Source organism: Sphingomonas sp. GW821-FHT10F09 (assembly GCF_058809195.1).
The window spans coordinates 235,534-254,599 of the sequence record NZ_JBXASI010000002.1 but is presented as its reverse complement, the minus strand read 5'-3'; the positions used below and the strand labels follow the sequence as shown (position 1 = coordinate 254,599).

At 70.0% G+C, this 19,066-nt stretch carries 14 protein-coding genes; 10 read left to right on the top strand and 4 right to left on the bottom strand.

Annotated features, from left to right (window positions below; translation table 11 throughout):
- Positions 1–25 precede the first annotated feature (25 nt).
- Entirely contained in the window at positions 26–280 is a 255-nt protein-coding gene (locus AC1RTO_RS09245) for a glutaredoxin domain-containing protein (protein ID WP_493160579.1), read from the top strand.
- 21 nt (positions 281–301) lie between these two features.
- Here the strand turns inward: AC1RTO_RS09245 and AC1RTO_RS09240 are convergent, their stop codons facing one another.
- Both AC1RTO_RS09240 and AC1RTO_RS09235 read right to left on the bottom strand, forming a co-directional pair.
- The gene (locus AC1RTO_RS09240) at positions 302–3,010 is read right to left on the bottom strand and encodes an exo-rhamnogalacturonan lyase family protein (protein WP_493160578.1); all 2,709 of its coding nucleotides are present in this window, start codon (positions 3,008–3,010) and stop codon (positions 302–304) included.
- Between the two features lie 11 nt (positions 3,011–3,021).
- On the bottom strand, positions 3,022–3,672 hold the full coding sequence (locus AC1RTO_RS09235; protein ID WP_493160577.1) for a DUF6250 domain-containing protein: 651 nt from the start codon (positions 3,670–3,672) through the stop codon (positions 3,022–3,024).
- Positions 3,673–3,845: 173 nt separating this feature from the next.
- On the opposite strand from AC1RTO_RS09235, the gene AC1RTO_RS09230 reads away from it, so the two are divergent.
- From AC1RTO_RS09230 to treY, 9 genes are all read left to right on the top strand, one after another.
- Entirely contained in the window at positions 3,846–4,631 is a 786-nt protein-coding gene (locus AC1RTO_RS09230) for a rhamnogalacturonan acetylesterase (protein WP_493160576.1), read from the top strand.
- On the top strand, positions 4,631–5,875 hold the full coding sequence (locus AC1RTO_RS09225) for a rhamnogalacturonan acetylesterase (RefSeq protein WP_493160575.1): 1,245 nt from the start codon (positions 4,631–4,633) through the stop codon (positions 5,873–5,875). The genes AC1RTO_RS09230 and AC1RTO_RS09225 overlap by 1 nt, the downstream gene beginning before the upstream one ends.
- 1 nt (position 5,876) lies before the next feature.
- Entirely contained in the window at positions 5,877–6,830 is a 954-nt protein-coding gene (locus tag AC1RTO_RS09220) for an alpha/beta hydrolase (RefSeq protein ID WP_493160574.1), read from the top strand.
- Positions 6,831–6,869: 39 nt separating this feature from the next.
- Positions 6,870–7,418: a DNA-3-methyladenine glycosylase gene (locus AC1RTO_RS09215; RefSeq protein ID WP_493160573.1), complete on the top strand. Its 549-nt coding sequence runs from the start codon at positions 6,870–6,872 to the stop codon at positions 7,416–7,418.
- A 147-nt stretch (positions 7,419–7,565) separates the two neighbouring features.
- Positions 7,566–7,784: a hypothetical protein gene (locus AC1RTO_RS09210; RefSeq protein ID WP_493160572.1), complete on the top strand. Its 219-nt coding sequence runs from the start codon at positions 7,566–7,568 to the stop codon at positions 7,782–7,784.
- 126 nt (positions 7,785–7,910) lie between these two features.
- A complete protein-coding gene (glgX, locus tag AC1RTO_RS09205; protein WP_493160571.1) occupies positions 7,911–10,022 on the top strand; it encodes a glycogen debranching protein GlgX in 2,112 nt (703 codons plus the stop codon).
- Complete coding sequence (treZ, locus tag AC1RTO_RS09200) at positions 10,019–11,713, top strand: malto-oligosyltrehalose trehalohydrolase (RefSeq protein ID WP_493160570.1); 1,695 nt, start codon at positions 10,019–10,021, stop codon at positions 11,711–11,713. The genes glgX and treZ overlap by 4 nt, the downstream gene beginning before the upstream one ends.
- 223 nt (positions 11,714–11,936) lie before the next feature.
- Positions 11,937–13,832, top strand: a complete 1,896-nt coding sequence (malQ, locus tag AC1RTO_RS09195; protein ID WP_493160569.1) for a 4-alpha-glucanotransferase — start codon at positions 11,937–11,939, stop codon at positions 13,830–13,832.
- Positions 13,829–16,138, top strand: a complete 2,310-nt coding sequence (treY, locus tag AC1RTO_RS09190; protein ID WP_493160568.1) for a malto-oligosyltrehalose synthase — start codon at positions 13,829–13,831, stop codon at positions 16,136–16,138. Before malQ ends, treY begins: the two co-directional genes overlap by 4 nt.
- Positions 16,139–16,142: 4 nt before the next feature.
- On the opposite strand, the gene AC1RTO_RS09185 is transcribed toward treY, so the two are convergent.
- Both AC1RTO_RS09185 and AC1RTO_RS09180 read right to left on the bottom strand, forming a co-directional pair.
- Complete coding sequence (locus AC1RTO_RS09185; RefSeq protein ID WP_493160567.1) at positions 16,143–17,216, bottom strand: copper resistance protein B; 1,074 nt, start codon at positions 17,214–17,216, stop codon at positions 16,143–16,145.
- Positions 17,213–19,045: a copper resistance system multicopper oxidase gene (locus AC1RTO_RS09180; RefSeq protein ID WP_493160566.1), complete on the bottom strand. Its 1,833-nt coding sequence runs from the start codon at positions 19,043–19,045 to the stop codon at positions 17,213–17,215. The genes AC1RTO_RS09185 and AC1RTO_RS09180 overlap by 4 nt, the downstream gene beginning before the upstream one ends.
- Positions 19,046–19,066: the final 21 nt, after the last annotated feature.

Sequence of the window (19,066 nt, the reverse complement as noted above, 5' to 3'; positions counted from 1 at the left end):
GCGACCCCTCGCTAAGGAATTGCCCATGGCCGATCGCCGCAAAGCCACCCTGCACCGCATGGTGCTGCCCGACCACATCTGCCCGTTCGGCGTGCGCGCCAAGCAGATCCTGCAGGCGGAGGGGTTCGAGGTCGACGACCAGATCCTCCGCTCGCGCGAGGAGGTCGACGCGTTCAAGGCCGAGCAGGGCGTGACGACCACCCCGCTGGTGTTCATCAACGGCGAAAAAATCGGCGGTAGCGACGATCTGGAACGCTATCTCGCAAGCGAAGGCGTCTGACGTCGCGGGATGACGGCCGCCTCAGTCGCGGCCGTTGTCCCTCGCCCGTTTCCGCCCCGGCGCGTCCGGCGCGACGATCGGCACGCGGTCCAGCGCCTCGGGCACCAGTGCCAGCGTCTGGATCGCGGCCAGCCCCCATTGTGACGCCGCATTGGTCGACACGCCGGGCCATTCGAGCACGCCGCCGGCGTCGCGGCGCGGATCGGCCGGCCAAGTCCCCAGCCCCGCATCGCCCGACAGGAACTCCTGCGCCGCCCGCGTCGCGAGCGCCGCATCCTTCTCTTCGAACGCCGCATAAGCGGTCAGCCGGGCATGCCCCTCGCGCAGGTTGCGCGGACCGAACGGCGCACCGAACTTGGCGAGATAGTCGGCCTGCGGCGCGTTGTACCAGCGGCAATATTCCAGCCACGCCGCCCGATAGCGCGGCACGTCGAACAGGCGGATCAGCTCGCTGTTGACTTCGACCGCACCGAACACCGCATTGAGATGCGACAGGCCGATCCTGCGGTTCTGGTCGACGAAACGGCCCGTCGCCATGTCGAACGGCGCGCTGCCGGTCATCCAGCCGTGCGGCAGGCGGCCGATCGTCTCCAGCCCGGCGAGGATGCGGTCGCGCCAGCGGGTATCGCCGGTTCGCTCCCATTCGGTCAGCCATGCCGCCGCGAGCGGGCACCAGGTGGTGCCGAACGTCATCTCGATCGTCCCCGCCGGCAGCACCGGGCGCTTCGCCCCCGGCACCTTGCGACCGATCTCGACCCGCGTCAGCGCCTGGTCGGAAGTGACGAGGTCGCGGAGCAGGTCGCCGGTGCGGTCGTCGGTGGTGAGATAGTAGAAGATGCGTCTATAGCTCGCGTTGCTGACCCGCGGCTGTTTCGAACTGTCGCTCCAGTGCTGGACGCCGTGCCGCGTCCCCAGTCCGCGGAAGCGGCCGGTGTGGTAGACGTCGACCTCCCCCGTGTGCCGGGTCATCGCCTCGGCGAGGCGGTACGCCTGCGCGTCACCGGTGCGCAGCACCTGCGTCCACAGCCACAGGTCGGGCGACAATTCGCTGTTCGCCCAGGCGAAGCCGCCGATGTCGTAGCGCCACTGGTGCCGGTCCGCGTCATAGGTGTGCATGACGTCGCCGTGGTTCCAGAATCCGTACCACGACCGCCGGTCGACCTCGCCCGCGTAGAAATCGATCAGGTCGACCAGCTGGTTCTCGATCGCGGTGCGATTGGGGGTCGATCGATCGGGCAGGTTCCAGTCGCCGAACACCTGCGCGGCGTGGAGGTGCGCCGGCGCGGTCATCAGCTGCGGCGGCTGCGCCTGCATCGCCGCCATCGCGGTCAGCGTGTCGGTCGGCGGCGTCGCGGGCAGCGCCCAGAGCATCAGCTCCGACGTGCGCGCGATCCCGGCGGCATCGTCCCAGCCGGGCTCGTAATCCTCGTAGGTGACCGACAGCCCCTCGTTCTGCGCGTCATAGTTCTCCATCCCCATAGCGCCATGATAGGGCCGCAGGTCCATCGCCGGGGCCTCCGGCGACCACAGCCATGCGGTCAGCCGCGCGGTATCGCCCGCCGCACCGTCGATGTGCAGCGCGGTCGGATGCCGCTGCCAGAAATAGCGGACGCCGATCGCCGCACCGCCCGCAGGCCCGCCGACGTAAGCGAGGCCGGGCGCACGCCGCCCCTCGGTGCTGTCGACCCAGCCCTGCCCCGGCCCGGTCCGCTTGGTGATGGCGAAGCCGTTGGCGTTGGGCTGTTCGAGGCGGAAGTCAGCCCAGGCGGGGATACGCTCCAGCACGTCGCGCACTGCGGGGGCCATCCGGTCGAGCGGCGGGACGGCGCGGCCGGTGACCTGCGCCTCGCGGAACGCCTTGCCGGGATCGCGGCGCAGGCCGGTGAGCGGGCGGACGCCCTCGGCGAGCATCTGGCGATCGGTGGCGATGCGGACGTGGCGGTCGTGCAGCGCGCCGGTCATCGGCACCGCCGCCTGCACGCCGAGCGCGGACAAGAAGTCCTTCGCCACGTCGCCGTCGAACACCACGCTGTGGACGATGCGCAGCGCCGCCGATCCGGCATAGGCATAGAGGCGGACGGTGAACGGCATCCAGCGGCGCCCGCCCGCGGCATGATGCCCCTCGACCTTGACGACGGCGCGCACCGGGCCGCGCTGTTCGACGGTGACGCGGTCGATGCTGCCACCGAACGGAACCGGCTCGCCATGCTCCGGATCGCTGCGCACCGCGCCGACGAGCGTGACCGGGCCGAGCACCGGCCGGCCGCTCTGGCTGGCGGAGCGGATCAGCGCCTCACCCGACCGCGCCACCTCCCAGCGCAGATCGCCGACCTGGATGATGATCGCATCGGCGGATTCGGTGACGCGCACCGGCTGTTGCGGCGCCGTCTCCCGCCCGCGCGTCACGGTCAGGTCGGCGGGCATGACATCGGCGGGAATCGCGTGCGCGCTCCATTTGATCGATCCGTCGGGCCAGGTCGCGGTCGTCCAGCTCTGCGCCGGCACCGCCTTGCCCGCCGCCTGCACCGCGAGGCGCGTGCCACGCTTCAGCACGCCGCGCGGCCAGGCCACGCCGAACGTCTGCCCTGCGTGCATCGCCGGCGCCGTGCCGTCGATCCAGCGCACCGGCGCCGGCGCGAACGTGGGGGCCGCACCGGCCCCCGTGGGCAGCCACAGCGCCGCGCCGCCGAGCAGCCCCGCCTTGATCGTATCGCGTCGGTTGAGGTGCATCATGCTCTCCATCACGACCGCGTCACCGCCACGCGGCGGATCCGCAAGTGACTCCAGGTGGTGCGCAGCCCCCAATGGCCGCGCGCATAGGGTTGCGGATCGGACAAGGTGAACACGCGCCGTCCGTCGCGCTCGACCGCGACGGTGCGGCCGTCGGCGATCAGACTGATGCGCGTCCAGACGTTGGGGCGCAGCATCTCCGCCGGCGCGCCGAGATCGTGTTCGGGCAGCAGCGGGCGGTTGCCGGGCTGGCCTATGTAGCGGCGGAAACGGGTGGTCGTGTTGCGGTTGCCGCCGATGCCGACATAATAGGTCCTGAGGTCGTCATAGGCGGCGAAGGCGCCGCTGCGCGGATGCGCCAGCACCGATCCGCCATCCGCATCGCTGGCCATCCAGAAGGCGTTGAGATCGCTGACCGCGTCGTTGACGCCCCCGGCCGCGACCGCCATCGCCTCGAAACGGATCGTGACCGGTGCGGCAATCGGGCGTCGCCACCACAGCGTCAGCCCCTTCGGCGTGTCGATGTCGATGACGCCATCGCGTGCGCTGACGCGGGCATCGGGCGATTCCGCCTCGATCCGCCAATCCGCCAGCGGTTGCGGCCGGGGCGCCGCCGCGGTCAGCGCCAGCATCATCACCGGGATCGCCATCCGTCTCCGCATCCAGTCCGCCTTCCGTCGTTGCGCTCTGTCGACGCCTGCGCCTGCTTAGGTCGGCCGGAACAGGCTGCCAAGCCTTTCCCGAATAATCACTTCGTATCTCACATATTGGCAGTTGCGCTCGACGACACGCCGCCGCATGATGCGGGACAACAAGATATCATGTGGAGAGTGGCATGAAGACCAGCATCCTGGCCGCGGCGATGATCGTCCTGCTGACCGGCGCGGCGGCGCCGACCCCGCCACGAATCTTCATCGCCAGCGATTCCACCGCGCAGGATTACAAGGCGGATCGCTATCCCCAGTCTGGCTGGGGCACGATGCTGCGCTGCGCGGTGCCGGGCGTGACGGTGGAGAATCGCGCGATCGGCGGACGCAGTACCAACAGCTTCATCCGCGAAGGGCGGCTCGACCGGATCGCCGCCGACCTGCGCAAGGGCGATACGCTGTTGATCCAGTTCGGCCACAACGACGCCAGCATCGACAAGCCCGAACGCTACACTACGATCGACCAGTATAAGGTCAATTTGCGCCGCATGCTTGACGTCGCCAAGGCGGCGGGGGCGAAGGCGGTGATCCTGACCCCGGTGGCGCGGCGCGATTTCAAGGATGGCGTCGAACAGCCGAGCTTCCCGACCTATGCCGATGCGGCACGCGAGGTCGCGAAGGCGACGCGGACGCCGCTGATCGACCTCGGCAAGGCGTCGCAGGCGATGGTCCAGGCGGCGGGGCCGGAGGCGGCCAAGGCCTATTATCTGCATTACGATGGCGTGGCGGGCGCGCCCGGCTATCCCAAGGGCGTCGCCGACGACACGCATTTCAGTGAGTTGGGCGCGCGCCGGGTCGCCGATCTGGTCGCGGTCGGGCTGAAGGCGACGCGCCTGCCGATCGCGAGGCAGGTGACACCGCATGTCCCGGCGCTGACCCGGACGACCCCCGCAGGCGGCCCGTCGTGCGACTGATGCTGACGGCTGCGCTGCTGCTCGCTTCCCCGGCAACGGCAGGCGCACAGGCGGGGGGAGGCGCACAGGCGGGGGCGACCCTGGCCAAGGCACAACGCTTCACCCTCGCCGGTACGGCAGCGAAGGGCAGCACCACCGTCCCCGCCGATCGTCGTTATGCGGACGGCTACGGTTACGAACTCGGCAGCCGCGCCCTGTTCTCGGTCGCGGCGGCGCCGGGCAATTACCGCGTCACCGTGACGCTCGGCCGCCGCGATGCCGCGACGACGAGCACGATCAAGGCCGAATCGCGCCGACTGATGCTCGACGCCGTCACCGTTCCGGCGGGCCGCAGCGTCACGCGCAGCTTCATCGTCAACGTCCGCGACGCCGCACTCGCGCCGCCGCCCGCCAACGCCCCCGGCGGCGACCACGTACTGCTCAAGCCGCGCGAGCGCGGCTCGCTCAACTGGGACGACCGGCTGACGCTGGAGCTGCTCGGCGATGCGCCTACGGCCATCGCGATCGAGCCGGTTTCGGTGCCGACGCTGTTCCTGCTCGGCGATTCGACCGTCACCGACCAGCCCGCCGAACCCGCGGCGAGTTGGGGGCAGATGCTGCCCGTCTTTCTCAAACCCGACATCGCCGTCGCCAATCACGCCGAATCGGGCGAGACGCTGAAATCCTTCATCGCCGAACTGCGCTTCGCCAAGGTGCTCGAATCGGTGAAGCCGGGCGATGTCGCGCTGATCCAGTTCGGCCACAACGACCAGAAGACCCAATGGCCGCAGACCTATGCCGACGCGGCGACCACCTATCGCGACTATCTGCGCACCTGGATCGCCGAATTCCGCCGCCGTGGGGTGACGCCGATCCTGGTCACCTCGCCCGAACGACGGACGTGGGAAGGCGACCGGATCAAGCCGACGCTCGCCGACTATGCCGCGGCGGTGAAGGCGGTCGGTGCATCCGAGACGGTGCCGGTGATCGACCTGAACGCCGCGAGCATCGCCTTCTACGAAGCGCTGGGGCCGGCACGCGCGCCGCTGGCGTTCAACGACGGCGGCAAGGACGCGACGCACCACGACAATTACGGCGCCTGGGTGCTGGCGCGCAGCATCGCGCAGGGCCTCGCCGCGCTGCCGGCCGGTGCGCATCTGCGGCCCGGCCTCTCGCCGTTCGACGCGCGGCGCCCGCCCGATCCGGCGACGTTCCGCCTCGCCCCCAGCGTCACCCGCGACGCGACCCGACCCGACGGGAATTGAGATGGCCGATCGCCGTACCCTGATCGCCGGCGGGCTCGCCGCGCTGCTGCCGCTCCCTGCCCATGCGCAGACCCCGGCCGTGCGCTTTCCGCTATGGCCGGGCGCGGCGCCGGGCGGCGAGGGACGTGCGATCGCCGACCAATGGGTGAAGCGGTCGCCCACCGGCGGCGCGGACGACATCGCCTGGCCGCATGTCGCGACGCCGATGCTCACCGTCGTGCGCCCCGCGAAGCCCAATGGCGCCGCGGTGCTGATCTGCCCGGGCGGCGGCTATGCCCGCGTCGCGGTCGGGCGGACCGGCGGCGGCATCGCCCGCGACTTCGCCGCGCGCGGGGTGACCGCGTTCGAGATGCTCTATCGCCTGCCGCACGACGGCTGGGCTGCGGGGCCCGACGTCGCCCTGCAGGATGCGCAGCGCGCGATGCGTGTGATCCGCGCCGGCGCGGGCAACAGATGGCCGATCGACCCGGCCCGTGTCGCCGTCGCCGGCTTTTCCGCCGGCGGTCATGTCGCCGCCCGCCTCGCCGCGCGGGCAGCGACCCGCGTCTACGATCCGGTCGACGCCGTCGACCGGCTGTCGGCGCGACCCGATGTCGCCGGCCTGTTCTTTCCGGTGGTGACGATGGGCGACGATGGCGTCCATGCGCAGTCGCGGCGCGAACTGCTCGGCGCGCATGCCGCCGATCCCGAATGGCAGCGGCGCTATTCGGCCGAGGTCGACCTGCCCCCCGCCATGCCGCCGACCTTCGTCGCGACCAATGCCGACGATCCGGTCGTGCCGCCGCGCAACGCGATCCTGATGTGGCAGGCGTTGCAGGCGGCAAAGGTGCCGAGCGAATTGATGATCTTCGAACGTGGCGGCCATGGCCCGCCCGCGGCGCATCGCGACGGTCGCCCGGTGCCGTGGATCGACCTGTTCGCCGCCTGGGCCGGCGATCACGGCTGGAACGGCTGAACCGCGGGAACCATCGCGGCGCGCGCCGGTAGACCTGTCATGCTGCCCGCCCGCTACTTCGATCGCGACGTCGTCGCCGTCGCCCGCGACTTGATCGGTGCGACGCTGCTGGTCGACGGCATCGGCGGCATCGTCGTCGAAACCGAGGCCTATGCGCCCGACGACCCCGCCTCGCACAGCGTTCGCGGTCCGACGCCGCGCAACGCCGCGATGTTCGGGCCGGCGGGCCACGCCTATGTCTATCGCAGCTACGGCATCCACTGGTGCTTCAACATCGTCTGCCGCCCGGGCAACGCGGTGCTGATCCGTGCGATCGAACCCACCCACGGGCTCGCCACGATGATCGCCAGACGCGGCCTCGCCGATCCGCGCCTGCTCTGCGCGGGACCAGGCCGGCTCTGCCAGGCGCTGGCCATCGACCGCACGCTCGACCACGCGCCGCTCGACCGCGCCCCGTTCGCGATTCATCCTGCGCCTGCCGCACCCCCGATCCACGCCGGCCCCCGCATCGGCATCACCCGTGCGATCGACACCCCCTGGCGATTCTGCGCGATGGGTTCGCGCTTCCCGAGCAAACCGGCGCGCTGATAATCGGCGGATCGCGCCAGATCATGGCGAAACCCCGACCCGATTCATGCTTCGATCAACGGGCTCACCCGGAAGAAGGTGTCTGGCATGCATAATGCAGTGATACACGTGCAACCGATTGAGGCTGCTCTGTCCGGGAGACACGTCATGCTCATCACCATTATTGCCGCCGCCGTCCTTGCCTCCGGTGTCCCTGCCGCTACTGAAACGGCGACGCCGCAACCCGCCCCCAAGGCAGCCGATGCGACCAGCAATCCCCGCGTATGCCTTGTCGATAACGTCACCGGCAGCCGCATCCCGGTTCGGACCTGCAAGCGGTTGGCGGAATGGCGCGCCGCTGGCCTCGACCCCTTTGCCAAGCGCTGACGATCGCACCGCCGGAGGTCAGGCCTCCGGCGCGTTGCGGTTCTTTGATACCGTCCGTTCCGCATCGGGACCTTCCATGCTGCACCTGCGTTCATGCGCGGCAAAACCAACTTGGGGGTCCCTGACGTGCACGCATTGCCCGACCGGCTCGAGCCGGGCTCGCCCTATCCGCTCGGCGCCACGTTCGACGGGATGGGCGTCAATTTCGCGGTCTTCTCGGCCAATGCCGACGCGATCGACCTGTGCCTGTTCGATCCATCCGGCAAGCGCGAGACGCAGCGCATCCGCCTGCCCGAATGCACCGACGAGGTGTGGCACGGCTACCTGCCCGACGCCGCCCCCGGCCTGCTCTACGGCTATCGTGCGCACGGCCGCTACGAGCCGGAGAACGGCCACCGCTTCAACCCCAACAAGTTGCTGCTCGACCCCTATGCCCGCAAGCTGCACGGCCAGATCAAATGGACCGACGCGCTGCACGGCTACAAGGTCGGCCATGCGCGCGAGGATCTGTCGTTCGACAAGCGCGATAGCGCGCCCGCCATGCCCAAGGCGGTCGTTGTGGACGACCATTGGGACTGGTCGCGCGACACGCGGCCCAACACCCGCTGGTCCGAAACGGTCGTCTACGAGGCGCACGTCAAGGGCCTGACCAAGCTGATGGAGCTGGTGCCGCCGCGCGAGCGCGGTACCTATGCCGGGCTCGGCCACCCGGCGGTGATCGCGCATCTGAAGCGGATCGGCGTCACCGCCCTCGAACTGCTGCCGATCCACAGCTTCACGCAGGACCGGTTCCTGCAGGAAAAGGGGCTGAAGAACTATTGGGGCTATAACACGCTCGGCTTCTTCGCACCCGAACAGGCCTATATGTCCACCGACAGCCAGGACGAACTGCGTCGCGCCGTCCACCGCCTGCACAAGGCGGGGATCGAGGTAATCCTCGACGTCGTCTACAACCACACCTGCGAAGGGTCGGAAAAGGGCCCGACGCTGTCATGGCGCGGGCTCGACAATGCGAGCTACTATCGCCTCGTCAAGGACCAGCCCCGCTATTCGATCAACGACACCGGCACCGGCAACACGCTCAACCTCAGCAACGCCCGCGTCGTCCAGATGGTCGCCGATTCGCTGCGCTACTGGGCGACGAGCTTCGGCATCGACGGCTTCCGCTTCGACCTCGGCCTGACACTCGGGCGCGAGGACGATGGCTTCGATCCCGGCGCGGCCTTCTTCGACGTGGTGCGGCAGGATCCGGTCCTCGGCCGGCTCAAGCTGATGGCGGAACCGTGGGACGTCGGGCCGGGCGGCTATCAGCTCGGCAATTTCCCGCCCGGTTTCGCCGAGTGGAACGACAAATATCGCGACACCGTCCGCCAGTTCTGGCGCGGTGAGCCGGGGCAGCGTGGCGATCTCGCGGCACGCCTGTCGGGCTCGGGCGACCTGTTCGATCGCCGCGCGCGGCGGCCGTGGGCGAGCGTCAACCTGATCTCCGCGCATGACGGCTTCACGCTTGCCGATACGGTGATGTACGAGGAGCGCCACAACGAGGCGAACGGCGAGGACAATCGCGACGGTCACGACAACAACCATTCGCGCAACTGGGGGGTCGAGGGACCGACCGACGATCCCGCGATCAACGACGCGCGCGGCCGCGTGCAACGTTCGATGCTGACCACCCTGCTCGCCTCGCTCGGCACGCCGATGCTGGTCGCGGGCGACGAATTCGGCCGGACGCAGCAGGGCAACAACAACGCCTATTGCCAGGACAATGAGATCAGCTGGCTCGACTGGACGGCGGCGGCGACGCCGGAGGGGCAGACCCAGATCGACTATGTCGCCCGCCTCGCCGACCTGCGGCGCCGCTATCCGGTGCTGCGCGCCGCCACCTTCCTCTACGGGCAGGATTCGCCTGGCCACGGCATCAACGACATCGAATGGTGGGACGAACGCGGCGAGCAATTGTCGCCGGAGGACTGGCAGAACCCCGAAGGCCGCGCGCTGATGATGCGGCGCGCGACGCGCACCGACGCGGGCGAGATCGAGGCGGTGTCGCTGCTCGTCAACGGGTCGGAGGATCCGGTCACCTTTTACCTGCCGCCGCCGCACAGCCAGCGGACGGTGCTGATCGACAGCGCCCGACCCGATCAGGGCGAGATCGCGATCGAGGACAGCTACGAGGTGTCGCCGCAGGGTGCGGTGCTGCTGACCTGGACCGCCGGCGTCGAGGAGCCGGCGGCGTGAGCCGGCGCTGGGGAGCCGAACCGCTCGACGACGGCCGCACCCGCTTTGCACTCTGGGCTCCCGATCGCGATGCGGTGACGCTGGAGGTCGACGGCGGCGACGCGGTCGCGATGGATATGGAGGCGGACGGCTGGTTCGTCGCCACCACCGCCGCCCTCGCCGGCACGCGCTATCGCTTCCGCTGCGGCGACCTCGCCGTGCCCGATCCGGCAAGCCGCGCGCAATCGGGCGGCGTCCATGGCTGGAGCCTCGTGATCGATCCTGCTTACCCCTGGACCACCGCCGACTGGCGCGGCCGGCCGTGGGAGGAAACGGTGCTGATCGAGCTGCACCCCGGCGTGCTCGGGGGGTTCCGCGGCGTGATGGACCAGATCCCGACGCTCGCCGCGCTGGGCTTCACCGCGATCGAACTGATGCCGGTCGGCGCGTTCGGGGGAACGCGCAACTGGGGCTATGACGGCGTCCTGCCCTATGCCCCGGCCGAAGCCTATGGCGCCCCCGCCGACCTTAGGGCGCTGGTCGACGAGGCGCATGCGTTCGGCGTGTCGGTGTTCCTCGACGTGGTCTACAATCATTTCGGTCCCGACGGAAATTACCTCGGCGCCTATGCGTCCGACTTCTTTGATGCGGGGGTCGATACGCCATGGGGCGGCGCAGTCGCGGTGGAACGCGAGGCGGTCCATCGCTTCTTCGTCGACAATGCGCTGATGTGGCTCGGCGACTATCGCATCGACGGGCTGCGCTTCGACGCGGTCCACGCGATCGCCAACCCCGGTTTCCTCGACGCGATGGCCACCGAGATCCGGGCGGCCTTTCCCGATCGCCACATCCACCTCGTCCTCGAGAACGAGGAGAATGACGCGGATCGTCTGCGGACGGGCGGCTATGACGCGCAGTGGAACGACGATTTCCACAACGTCCTCCATGTCCTGCTGACCGGCGAGACGAACGCTTATTATGCCGACTTCGCCGACCGGCCCGCGGATCGCCTCGCCCGCTGCCTGTCGGAGGGGTTCATCTATCAGGGCGAGGGCTCGCCCAACCATGACGGCAAACCGCGGGGACGTCCCAGCGCGCACCTGTCGCCGACGCGCTTCGTGTCGTTCCTCCAGAACCACGATCAGGTCGGCAACCGCGCCCTGGGCGAGCGGCTGACCCTGCTCACCGACACCGCCCGCCTGCGCGCGGCGACCGCGCTGCTGCTACTCGGCCCGCAGATCCCGCTGCTGTTCATGGGCGACGAACAGGGCAGCGAGACGCCGTTCCTGTTCTTCACCGATTTCCACGACGAACTGGCAGATGCGGTGCGCGAAGGCCGCCGCAAGGAATTCGCCAAGTTCGACACCTTCGCCGATCCGGCGGCCCGCGAACGCATCCCCGATCCCAATGCGGTGGAGACGTTCGATCGCTCCCGTCCGGAGCCGGGCCCGGATGCGACCGGCTGGCGCGACCTGATCCGCGATCTCATCGCGCTGCGCCAGTCCGCGATCGTCCCGCACCTGTCAGGCGCAACGTCGCTCGGTGCAGACGCCACTGGCGACGCCGCCGTCACCGCCCGCTGGCGGCTCGGCGACGGCAGCATCCTGACGATCGCGCTGGACCTGTCCTATGATCCCGCGCCCCTGCCGCAGGGTGAGGGCGAATTGCTCCACGCCGAAGGCGAACGCTTCGCGGCGTGGATCGCACGATGAGGCGCGACGGCGCTGCGACGGGGGCTGGCGGCAGCCCTTCCAGAAGGTTGATTCACGCGGAGACGCAGAGACGCGGAGGGGATACGCGGCCATCGAAGCCCTCCTCTTCTCTCCGCGTCTCCGCGTCTCCGCGTGAACAGACCTTCTTCGCTGCGCGGCGGACACGCACGGCACACGCCGCCGCCCGCGCCTCTGCGAAACCGCATAGCCAGGCGCAACGCCGATGACCGACCTCGCCAGCGACGCCGCCGCCGCCGGTCTCCAGATCGAGTGGGAGGACGCCGACGGCAACCGGCACACGGTCGCCGACGACACCCTCCGCGCGATCCTCGACACGCTCGACACGCGCACCGACGGTATCTCCTTCGTCACTGCCGATACCGGCAAACCGGTCGCCACCGCCGCGACGCCCGGCCATGCGACGCTGATCCTCGAAGACGGCATGCGCACCGCCGTCACCATTGCCGCAGACGGCACGATCCCCGCGATCGCCATCCCCGGCTACCACCGCCTCGAAACCGGCGACGCCGCGATCACCCTCGCCGTCGCGCCACCCCGGTGCGTCGCGCCGCCGCCCGGCCACAGCTGGGGACCTGCGGTGCAGATTCCCGCCCTTCGCGGCGGCACCGCCACCCCCTATGGCGACCTCGGCACGCTCGCCGAAGCCGCCCGCGCCTTTGCGCAGGCCGGCGCGGACGCGCTCGCGATCAGCCCGACCCACGCGCTGTTCCCGACCGACGCCGACCGCTTCAGCCCCTATGCCCCGTCGAGCCGCCTCTTCCACCACGCCCTGCTCACCGCCCCCTCCCTCGCCGGCGCGCCGCCCCCGGCACAGGACGGCGACGCCCTGATCGACTGGCAGCACGCCCTTCCGGCGCGGCTCGCGCATCTCCGCCACGCGTTCGACACCGCCCCCGCCGGCCTGCTCACCCGCTTTACCGCAGAGCGCGCCCGGCGGCAGGACTGGAACGAACACGCCCGCTACGATGCGCTCCACGCGCATTTCGGCACGCACGGCTGGCAGGACTGGCCGGATGCGTTCCACGACCCCGCCGGCCCGCAGGTCGACCGCTTCGTCGCCGACCATACGCGGGACGTCGATTTCTACGCTTTCCTCCAATGGCTTGCCGAGACCAGCCTCGCCCGTGCGCAGGCCGCCGCGCGCGACGCAGGCATGCGGATCGGCCTGATCGCCGACCTCGCCGTCGGCATGGACGCGGGCGGCAGCCATGCGTGGAGCCGTCGCGGCGACCTGCTCACCGGCCTGTCGATCGGCGCGCCGCCCGATCCGCTCGGGCCGCAGGGGCAGAATTGGGGGATCACCGCGCTGTCGCCGTTCGCGCTGCGCCGCACCGGGTTCGACGCGTTCATCCGCACTGTCCGCGCCGCGCTCTGCCATGCCGGGGGCTTGCGGATCGATCACGCGCTCGGCCTCAAGCGGCTGTGGGTAATCCCCGACGGCGGCAGGGCCAGCGACGGCGCCTATCTGGCGATGCCGTTCGACGACCTGCTCCGCATCCTCGCGCTCGAATCGCACCGGGCGAATGCGATCGTGATCGGCGAGGACCTCGGCACCGTGCCACCCGGCTTCCGCGACACGATGGCGGCAAAGGGCATGCTCGGCATGCGCGTCCTCCCCTTCGAGCGCGATGCCAGCGGCTTCACGCCGTCGTCCGGCTGGGACGCGCAGGCCGTCGCGATGACCGGCACGCACGACACCGCGACGCTGGCAGGCTGGTGGACCGGGCGCGACATCACCTGGAACCACAAACTGAAGCGGTCGGGGAACGACGAACCCGCCGACCGCCTGCGCCGCATCGGCGAGAAGAAGGCGCTGTGGACCGCGTGCGCGGCGGCCGGCGTCGCCACCGGTCCCGTCCCGCACGATACCGCCCCCGCGGTGGATGCGGCCATCGCCTTCACCGCGCAGGCACCCTGCCCGATCACCATCGTGCCGCTCGAGGATCTGGTCGGGATCGAGGAACAGCCCAACCTGCCCGGCACCACCGACGAACACCCCAACTGGCGCCGCCGCATGCCTGATACCACCGCCGGCCTGCTCGCCCGGCCCGAGGTCGCACGCCGCACCGCCCTTCTTTCAGCAAAGACCCCCGCATGACGATCCAGACCATCCCGCGCGCGACCTATCGTATGCAATTCCACAAGGGCTTCACCTTCGCCGATGCGGAGGCGCAGGTGCCGTATCTCGACCGGCTCGGCATCAGCCACCTCTACGCCTCGCCGATCACCGTCGCCGCGGCGGGATCGACGCACGGCTATGACGTGATCGACCCGACGCGGATCAACCCCGAACTCGGTGGCGAAGAGGGGTTTCGCAGCCTCGTCGCCGCGCTCCACGCCCGCGGCATGGGCGTCGTCATCGACATCGTCCCCAACCATATGGGCGTCGCCGGCGGCGGCAACGCCTGGTGGAACGACGTGCTGGCGAAGGGGCAGGACAGCGCCTACGCCTGCTTCTTCGACATCGACTGGTCGCGCCGCCTCGTCCTGCCGGTGCTCGGCGACACCCTTCCCGCCGCGCTCGCCAACGGCGACCTCGCGATCGAGGGCGACGAGGTCGTCGCCTATGGCGAGCATCGCTTCCCGCTCCGTGCCGACGGTCGCGACGGCGACCTCGCCACCGTGCTCGACCGGCAGCATTACCGCCTCGCCAGCTGGCGCGTCGCCAACGACGAACTCAACTGGCGCCGCTTCTTCACCGTCAACGACCTCGCCGGCATCCGCATCGAGGATCCGGCGGTGTTCGAGGCGACGCACGCGCTGTATGTCCGGCTGTACGAGGAAGGGCTGATCCAGGGCGTCCGCGTCGACCATGTCGACGGCCTGACCGACCCGATCGGCTATTGCCGCACCCTGCGCGAACGCCTCGGCCCCGATGCGTGGATCGTGATCGAGAAGATCCTCGGCGCGGGCGAAGGCCAGCCGGTCGGCTGGGGCGTCGACGGCACCAGCGGCTATGACTTCATGGAGCAGGCGGCGCTGCTGATCCACGACCCGCTCGGCGCGCTGCCGCTCGAGGAATTGTGGCAGGACGTCAGCGGCCGCTACCAAGGCTTCGAGGCGGAAGAGTTCGAGGCAAGGCAGGACCTGCTGGCGTGGCAGTTCGCCGGCCAGCTCGACGCCTGCGTCGCCGCGTTCGTCGCGCTCAACACCGACGAGGCCGTCACCGCGGCGATGCTCCGCCGCGCGATCGAACGGCTGCTGTGGGTCTTCCCGGTCTATCGCACCTATGGCACCGGCGACGCCGACGCGGCGCAGGATGCGCAGATTCGCGGGCTGGTGCGCGAGCGCGTGTCGTGGCTGATCCCGCCCGGCGAGGCGCATGTCGTCGATCGCATCCTCGGCTGGCTGGCGGGCGAGGGGCCGGACGGAACGCCGGGCGATGCCGCCGACGCCGTCCGCCGCTTCCAGCAGCTGTCCGCACCGATCGCCGCCAAGTCGGTCGAGGACACCGCTTTCTACCGCTCCGGCCGGCTGCTCTCGCGCAACGACGTCGGCTTCGACGCCAACGTTCTCGGTATCGGCATCGACGAATTCCATGCGCTGATGGCCGATCGTGTGCGCGACGTGCCGCGCGCGATGCTGACCACCGCCACCCACGACCACAAGCGCGGGGAGGACGTCCGCGCCCGGCTCGCGGTCCTCAGCACGATCCCCGACGCATGGCGCAACCGCGTCGAGGCGTGGGAGGCGATGTCCTTCGCGTGGAACCACGACGTCGACGGCGGCGACCGCTACATGCTGCTCCAGACCATCGTCGGCGCCTGGCCCGACGCCGGCCCGTCCGACGATTTCGCCGACCGCCTCAAGGCATGGCAGCAAAAGGCGTTGCGCGAAGGCAAGTTGCGCTCGTCATGGGAAGCGCCGGACGAAGCCTATGAAGCCGCCGCCGCGGCGCTGGTCGACAGCTATCTGTCCGACCCGCGGTTCGTCGCGGAGGTCACCGCCTTCGTCGCCGAGATTGCGCCTGCGGCGGAAGCGAACACATTGGTCCAGACGCTGCTCCGCTACACTGCCCCCGGCGTGCCCGACTTGTATCAGGGCACCGAACTCGCCGACCTCAGCCTCGTCGATCCCGACAACCGCCGTGCCGTCGATTACCCCGCACGCGCAGCCCTGTTCGACGACGACGACGCGCCCGCCAAGTTCCGCCTGATTGCCGACCTGCTCGCGCTGCGCCGGGCGCATCCTGCCGTGTTCGCGGACGGCGATTACCAGCCGGTCGCGGTCGACGGCAGCGACCGCATTCTCGCCTTCACCCGCAGCACCGGCGGCACGGTGCTGACGGTCGCGGCCCTCGTCCGCGGCACGGCAGTGCCGGAGGCGACGATCCGCTTCGCCGACGGCAGCATCGCCGCCGCCGACCTCTTCGCCAACCGCGCAATCTGGTATCGGATCGGTTGACCGGTCAGAACCAGGTCCGGATCCCCAGCACCAGCGCCGCCCCGCCCGGATCGCGGCCGCTCGCGCGGGCGATCCGGGCGGTGCCGCCGAGCGCACGTTCCCAGCTCAGCCCCACGTAGGGCGCGAACTCGCGCCGCACCTCGTAGCGCAGCCGCATGCCCAGATCGGCCGACGTGACGCCGCTGCCCAGCCCGATCCGCCGCGTATCGCCCGCCGACAGGTTGAATTCGGCACGCGGTTGCAGGATCAGCCGCTGCGTCAGCCGCTGGTCGTAATAGGCCTCGACCCGGCCCAGCAGCTCGCCCCGGGTCGAGACGAACGCCGCGGCCTCCACCTCGAACCAATAGGGCGCGAGGCCGGCGACCCCGATCGTCGCGAAGGTCCGCGCGGGCGTCGGCCGGATGTCCTGCCGCACACCGGCCTGCAGATTGAAATACGGCCCGATCGCATGGCTGTAGAGCGCGCGGACCTCCGCCGCCTCCAGCCCGCCGCCGACATCGCCCTCCCCTTCGCTCTTCAGCACGAGCCGGTCGATGTCGCCGCCGATCCACGCCTCGCCATCCCAACGATAGCCGTCGCGGCCGTTGCGGATGCCATATTCGGCGATGTTGACCATCACCTGCGCGAACCGCTGCCCGCCGCCGTCCGGCCCCATCATGATCGCCCGGCCCCGCGCCATCGCCGCCGGGTCCCAGATCCGGTCGGCATAATGCGGCAAGGGCGGTGGCGGTGCGGCTGCATCACCGGGCGGCAGGTCCGTCCCCAGCTTTTCCGCGGGCCCGGCCATCGCGCCGTGATCCATCGTCGCATGATCCATGGTCGAATGGTCCATTTGTGAATGGTCCATGGTCGAATGGTCCATCGCCGGCTCCGCCTGCGGCTGTGGCGGAGCGGCGCGCGCGGCCGGTTTCGCGGGTCGGCGCGCCGCTGGTCGGGGCGCGGGTTTCGGCACCGGTTTCGCCCTGGCGCGGACGGCGGGTTTCGCCGCCGGCATCGGCATCGTCATGCCCGGCATGCTGTGCATGCTGTGATCCTGCGCCCCGCCGGCGAGGAGCAGCGCACCCAGCAGCGCGCTCATGCCGCCTCTCCGCGCGGACGCACGCTCACCACACGCATCATCCCCGCCAGCATGTGGTAGAGCATGTGGCAGTGGAACGCCCAGTCGCCCACCGCATCCGCGGTCAGGTCGAAACTGACGATGCCGCCCGGCTGGACGATCACGGTATGCTTGCGCGGCGCATAGGCGCCATGGCCGGTGACCAGCTCGAAATAATGGCCGTGCAGGTGGATCGGGTGCGCCATCATCGTATCGTTGACGAGGCGCACCCGCACCCGCTCGCCCTCGGTGAAGGCGAAGGGGACGTGCGTGTCCGACATCTTGACCCCGTCGAACGACCACATGAACCGTTCCATGTTGCCGGTCAGATGCACGTCGAACTGCCGCCCCGGCGCCCGCACGTCTGGGTTGCGGCTCAGCGCGATCAGGTCGCGATAGGTCAGCACGCGATGGCCGACGTCTTCCAGCCCCTGCCCCGGATAACCGGTCCGGTCGACCGGCATGGGAGAGATGGTCTGCACCCCCGCTCCCTTTTTGACCTGCGGCGCCACCGCGAAATCACGCATCGCCATCGATCCGTGATCCATCGCGCTATGATCCGTAGCGCCATGATCCATGCCGGGCATCGCGCCATGGTCCAAGCTGGCCATCCCGCCATGGTCCATCCCAGCCATCCCGCCGTGATCCATGCCGGGCATCCCGGCCATTCCCCCGGCCATTCCCCCACCCATTCCCATGTCGGCCATCGTCGCCAGCGGCCGCGGACGCAGCGGCGGCACCGCGGCGGCCATGCCGCCTTGCGGCGCCAGCGTCGCACGCGCCATGCCGGACCGGTCGACGCTTTCGCCGACCAGCGTATAGGCGCGCGCTTCGGCAGGCGCGACGATCACGTCATAGGTTTCGGCCACGCCGATCTGGAATTCGTCGACCGCGACCGGCCGCACCGCCAGTCCGTCGGCGGCGACGACGGTCATCGCGAGCCCGGGGATCCGCACGTTGAACGTCGTCATCGCCGCGGCGTTGACGATGCGCAGCCGCACCCGCTCGCCGGGCCGGAACAGCGCCGTCCAATTGTCCGCCGGCCCGCGGCCGTTGACCAGATAGGTGTAGGTCGCACCGGTGCCGTCGGCGATGTCCGCCGGGTCCATCCGCATCCGGCCCCAGTCCAGCCGCTCGCCGGCGCGCTGGTCCTTGCCCGCGATCAGCCCGCCCAGCGTCTGCCGCTGGTAATTGTAATAGCCCGGTTGCAGCTTCATCCGGCGAAAGATCGCCGCCGGGCTCGCCGGGCTGTGATCGGACAGCATCACGATATGCTCGCGGTCGAACGGCACCGGGTCCGCCGCCGCGGGGTCGATCACGATCGGCCCGTACAGCCCCTCCTGCTCCTGTCCGCCCGAATGGCTGTGATACCAATAGGTGCCGCTCTGCCGCACCGTGAAGCGATAGGTGAACGCCTCGCCGGCACGGATGCCGGGGAAGGACACGCCCGGCACCCCGTCATACTGGAACGGCACGAGCAGGCCGTGCCAGTGCAGCGACGTGTCGGAATCGAGCGCGTTGACGACGCGGATCGCGACATCCTGACCCTCGCGCAGGCGGATCAGCGGCCCCGGCGCGCTGCCGTTGATGCCGATCGCGCGCGACGGCTTCCCGTCGATCCGCATCGTCTCGCGCGCGATCCGCAGCGTGATCGCCTCGCCCGACACCACCGGCAGCGCATCGGCGAGGCCCTGCGACGTCCCCTGCGACACGCCCTGCGCCCATGCGGGGGCGGGCAGCCCCATCGCCATGCCGCCCCCGGCCAGCGCCCCATCGCGCAGCAGGCCGCGCCGGTCGATCATCCTCGTCATCTCTATCCCATCATCGCCGCG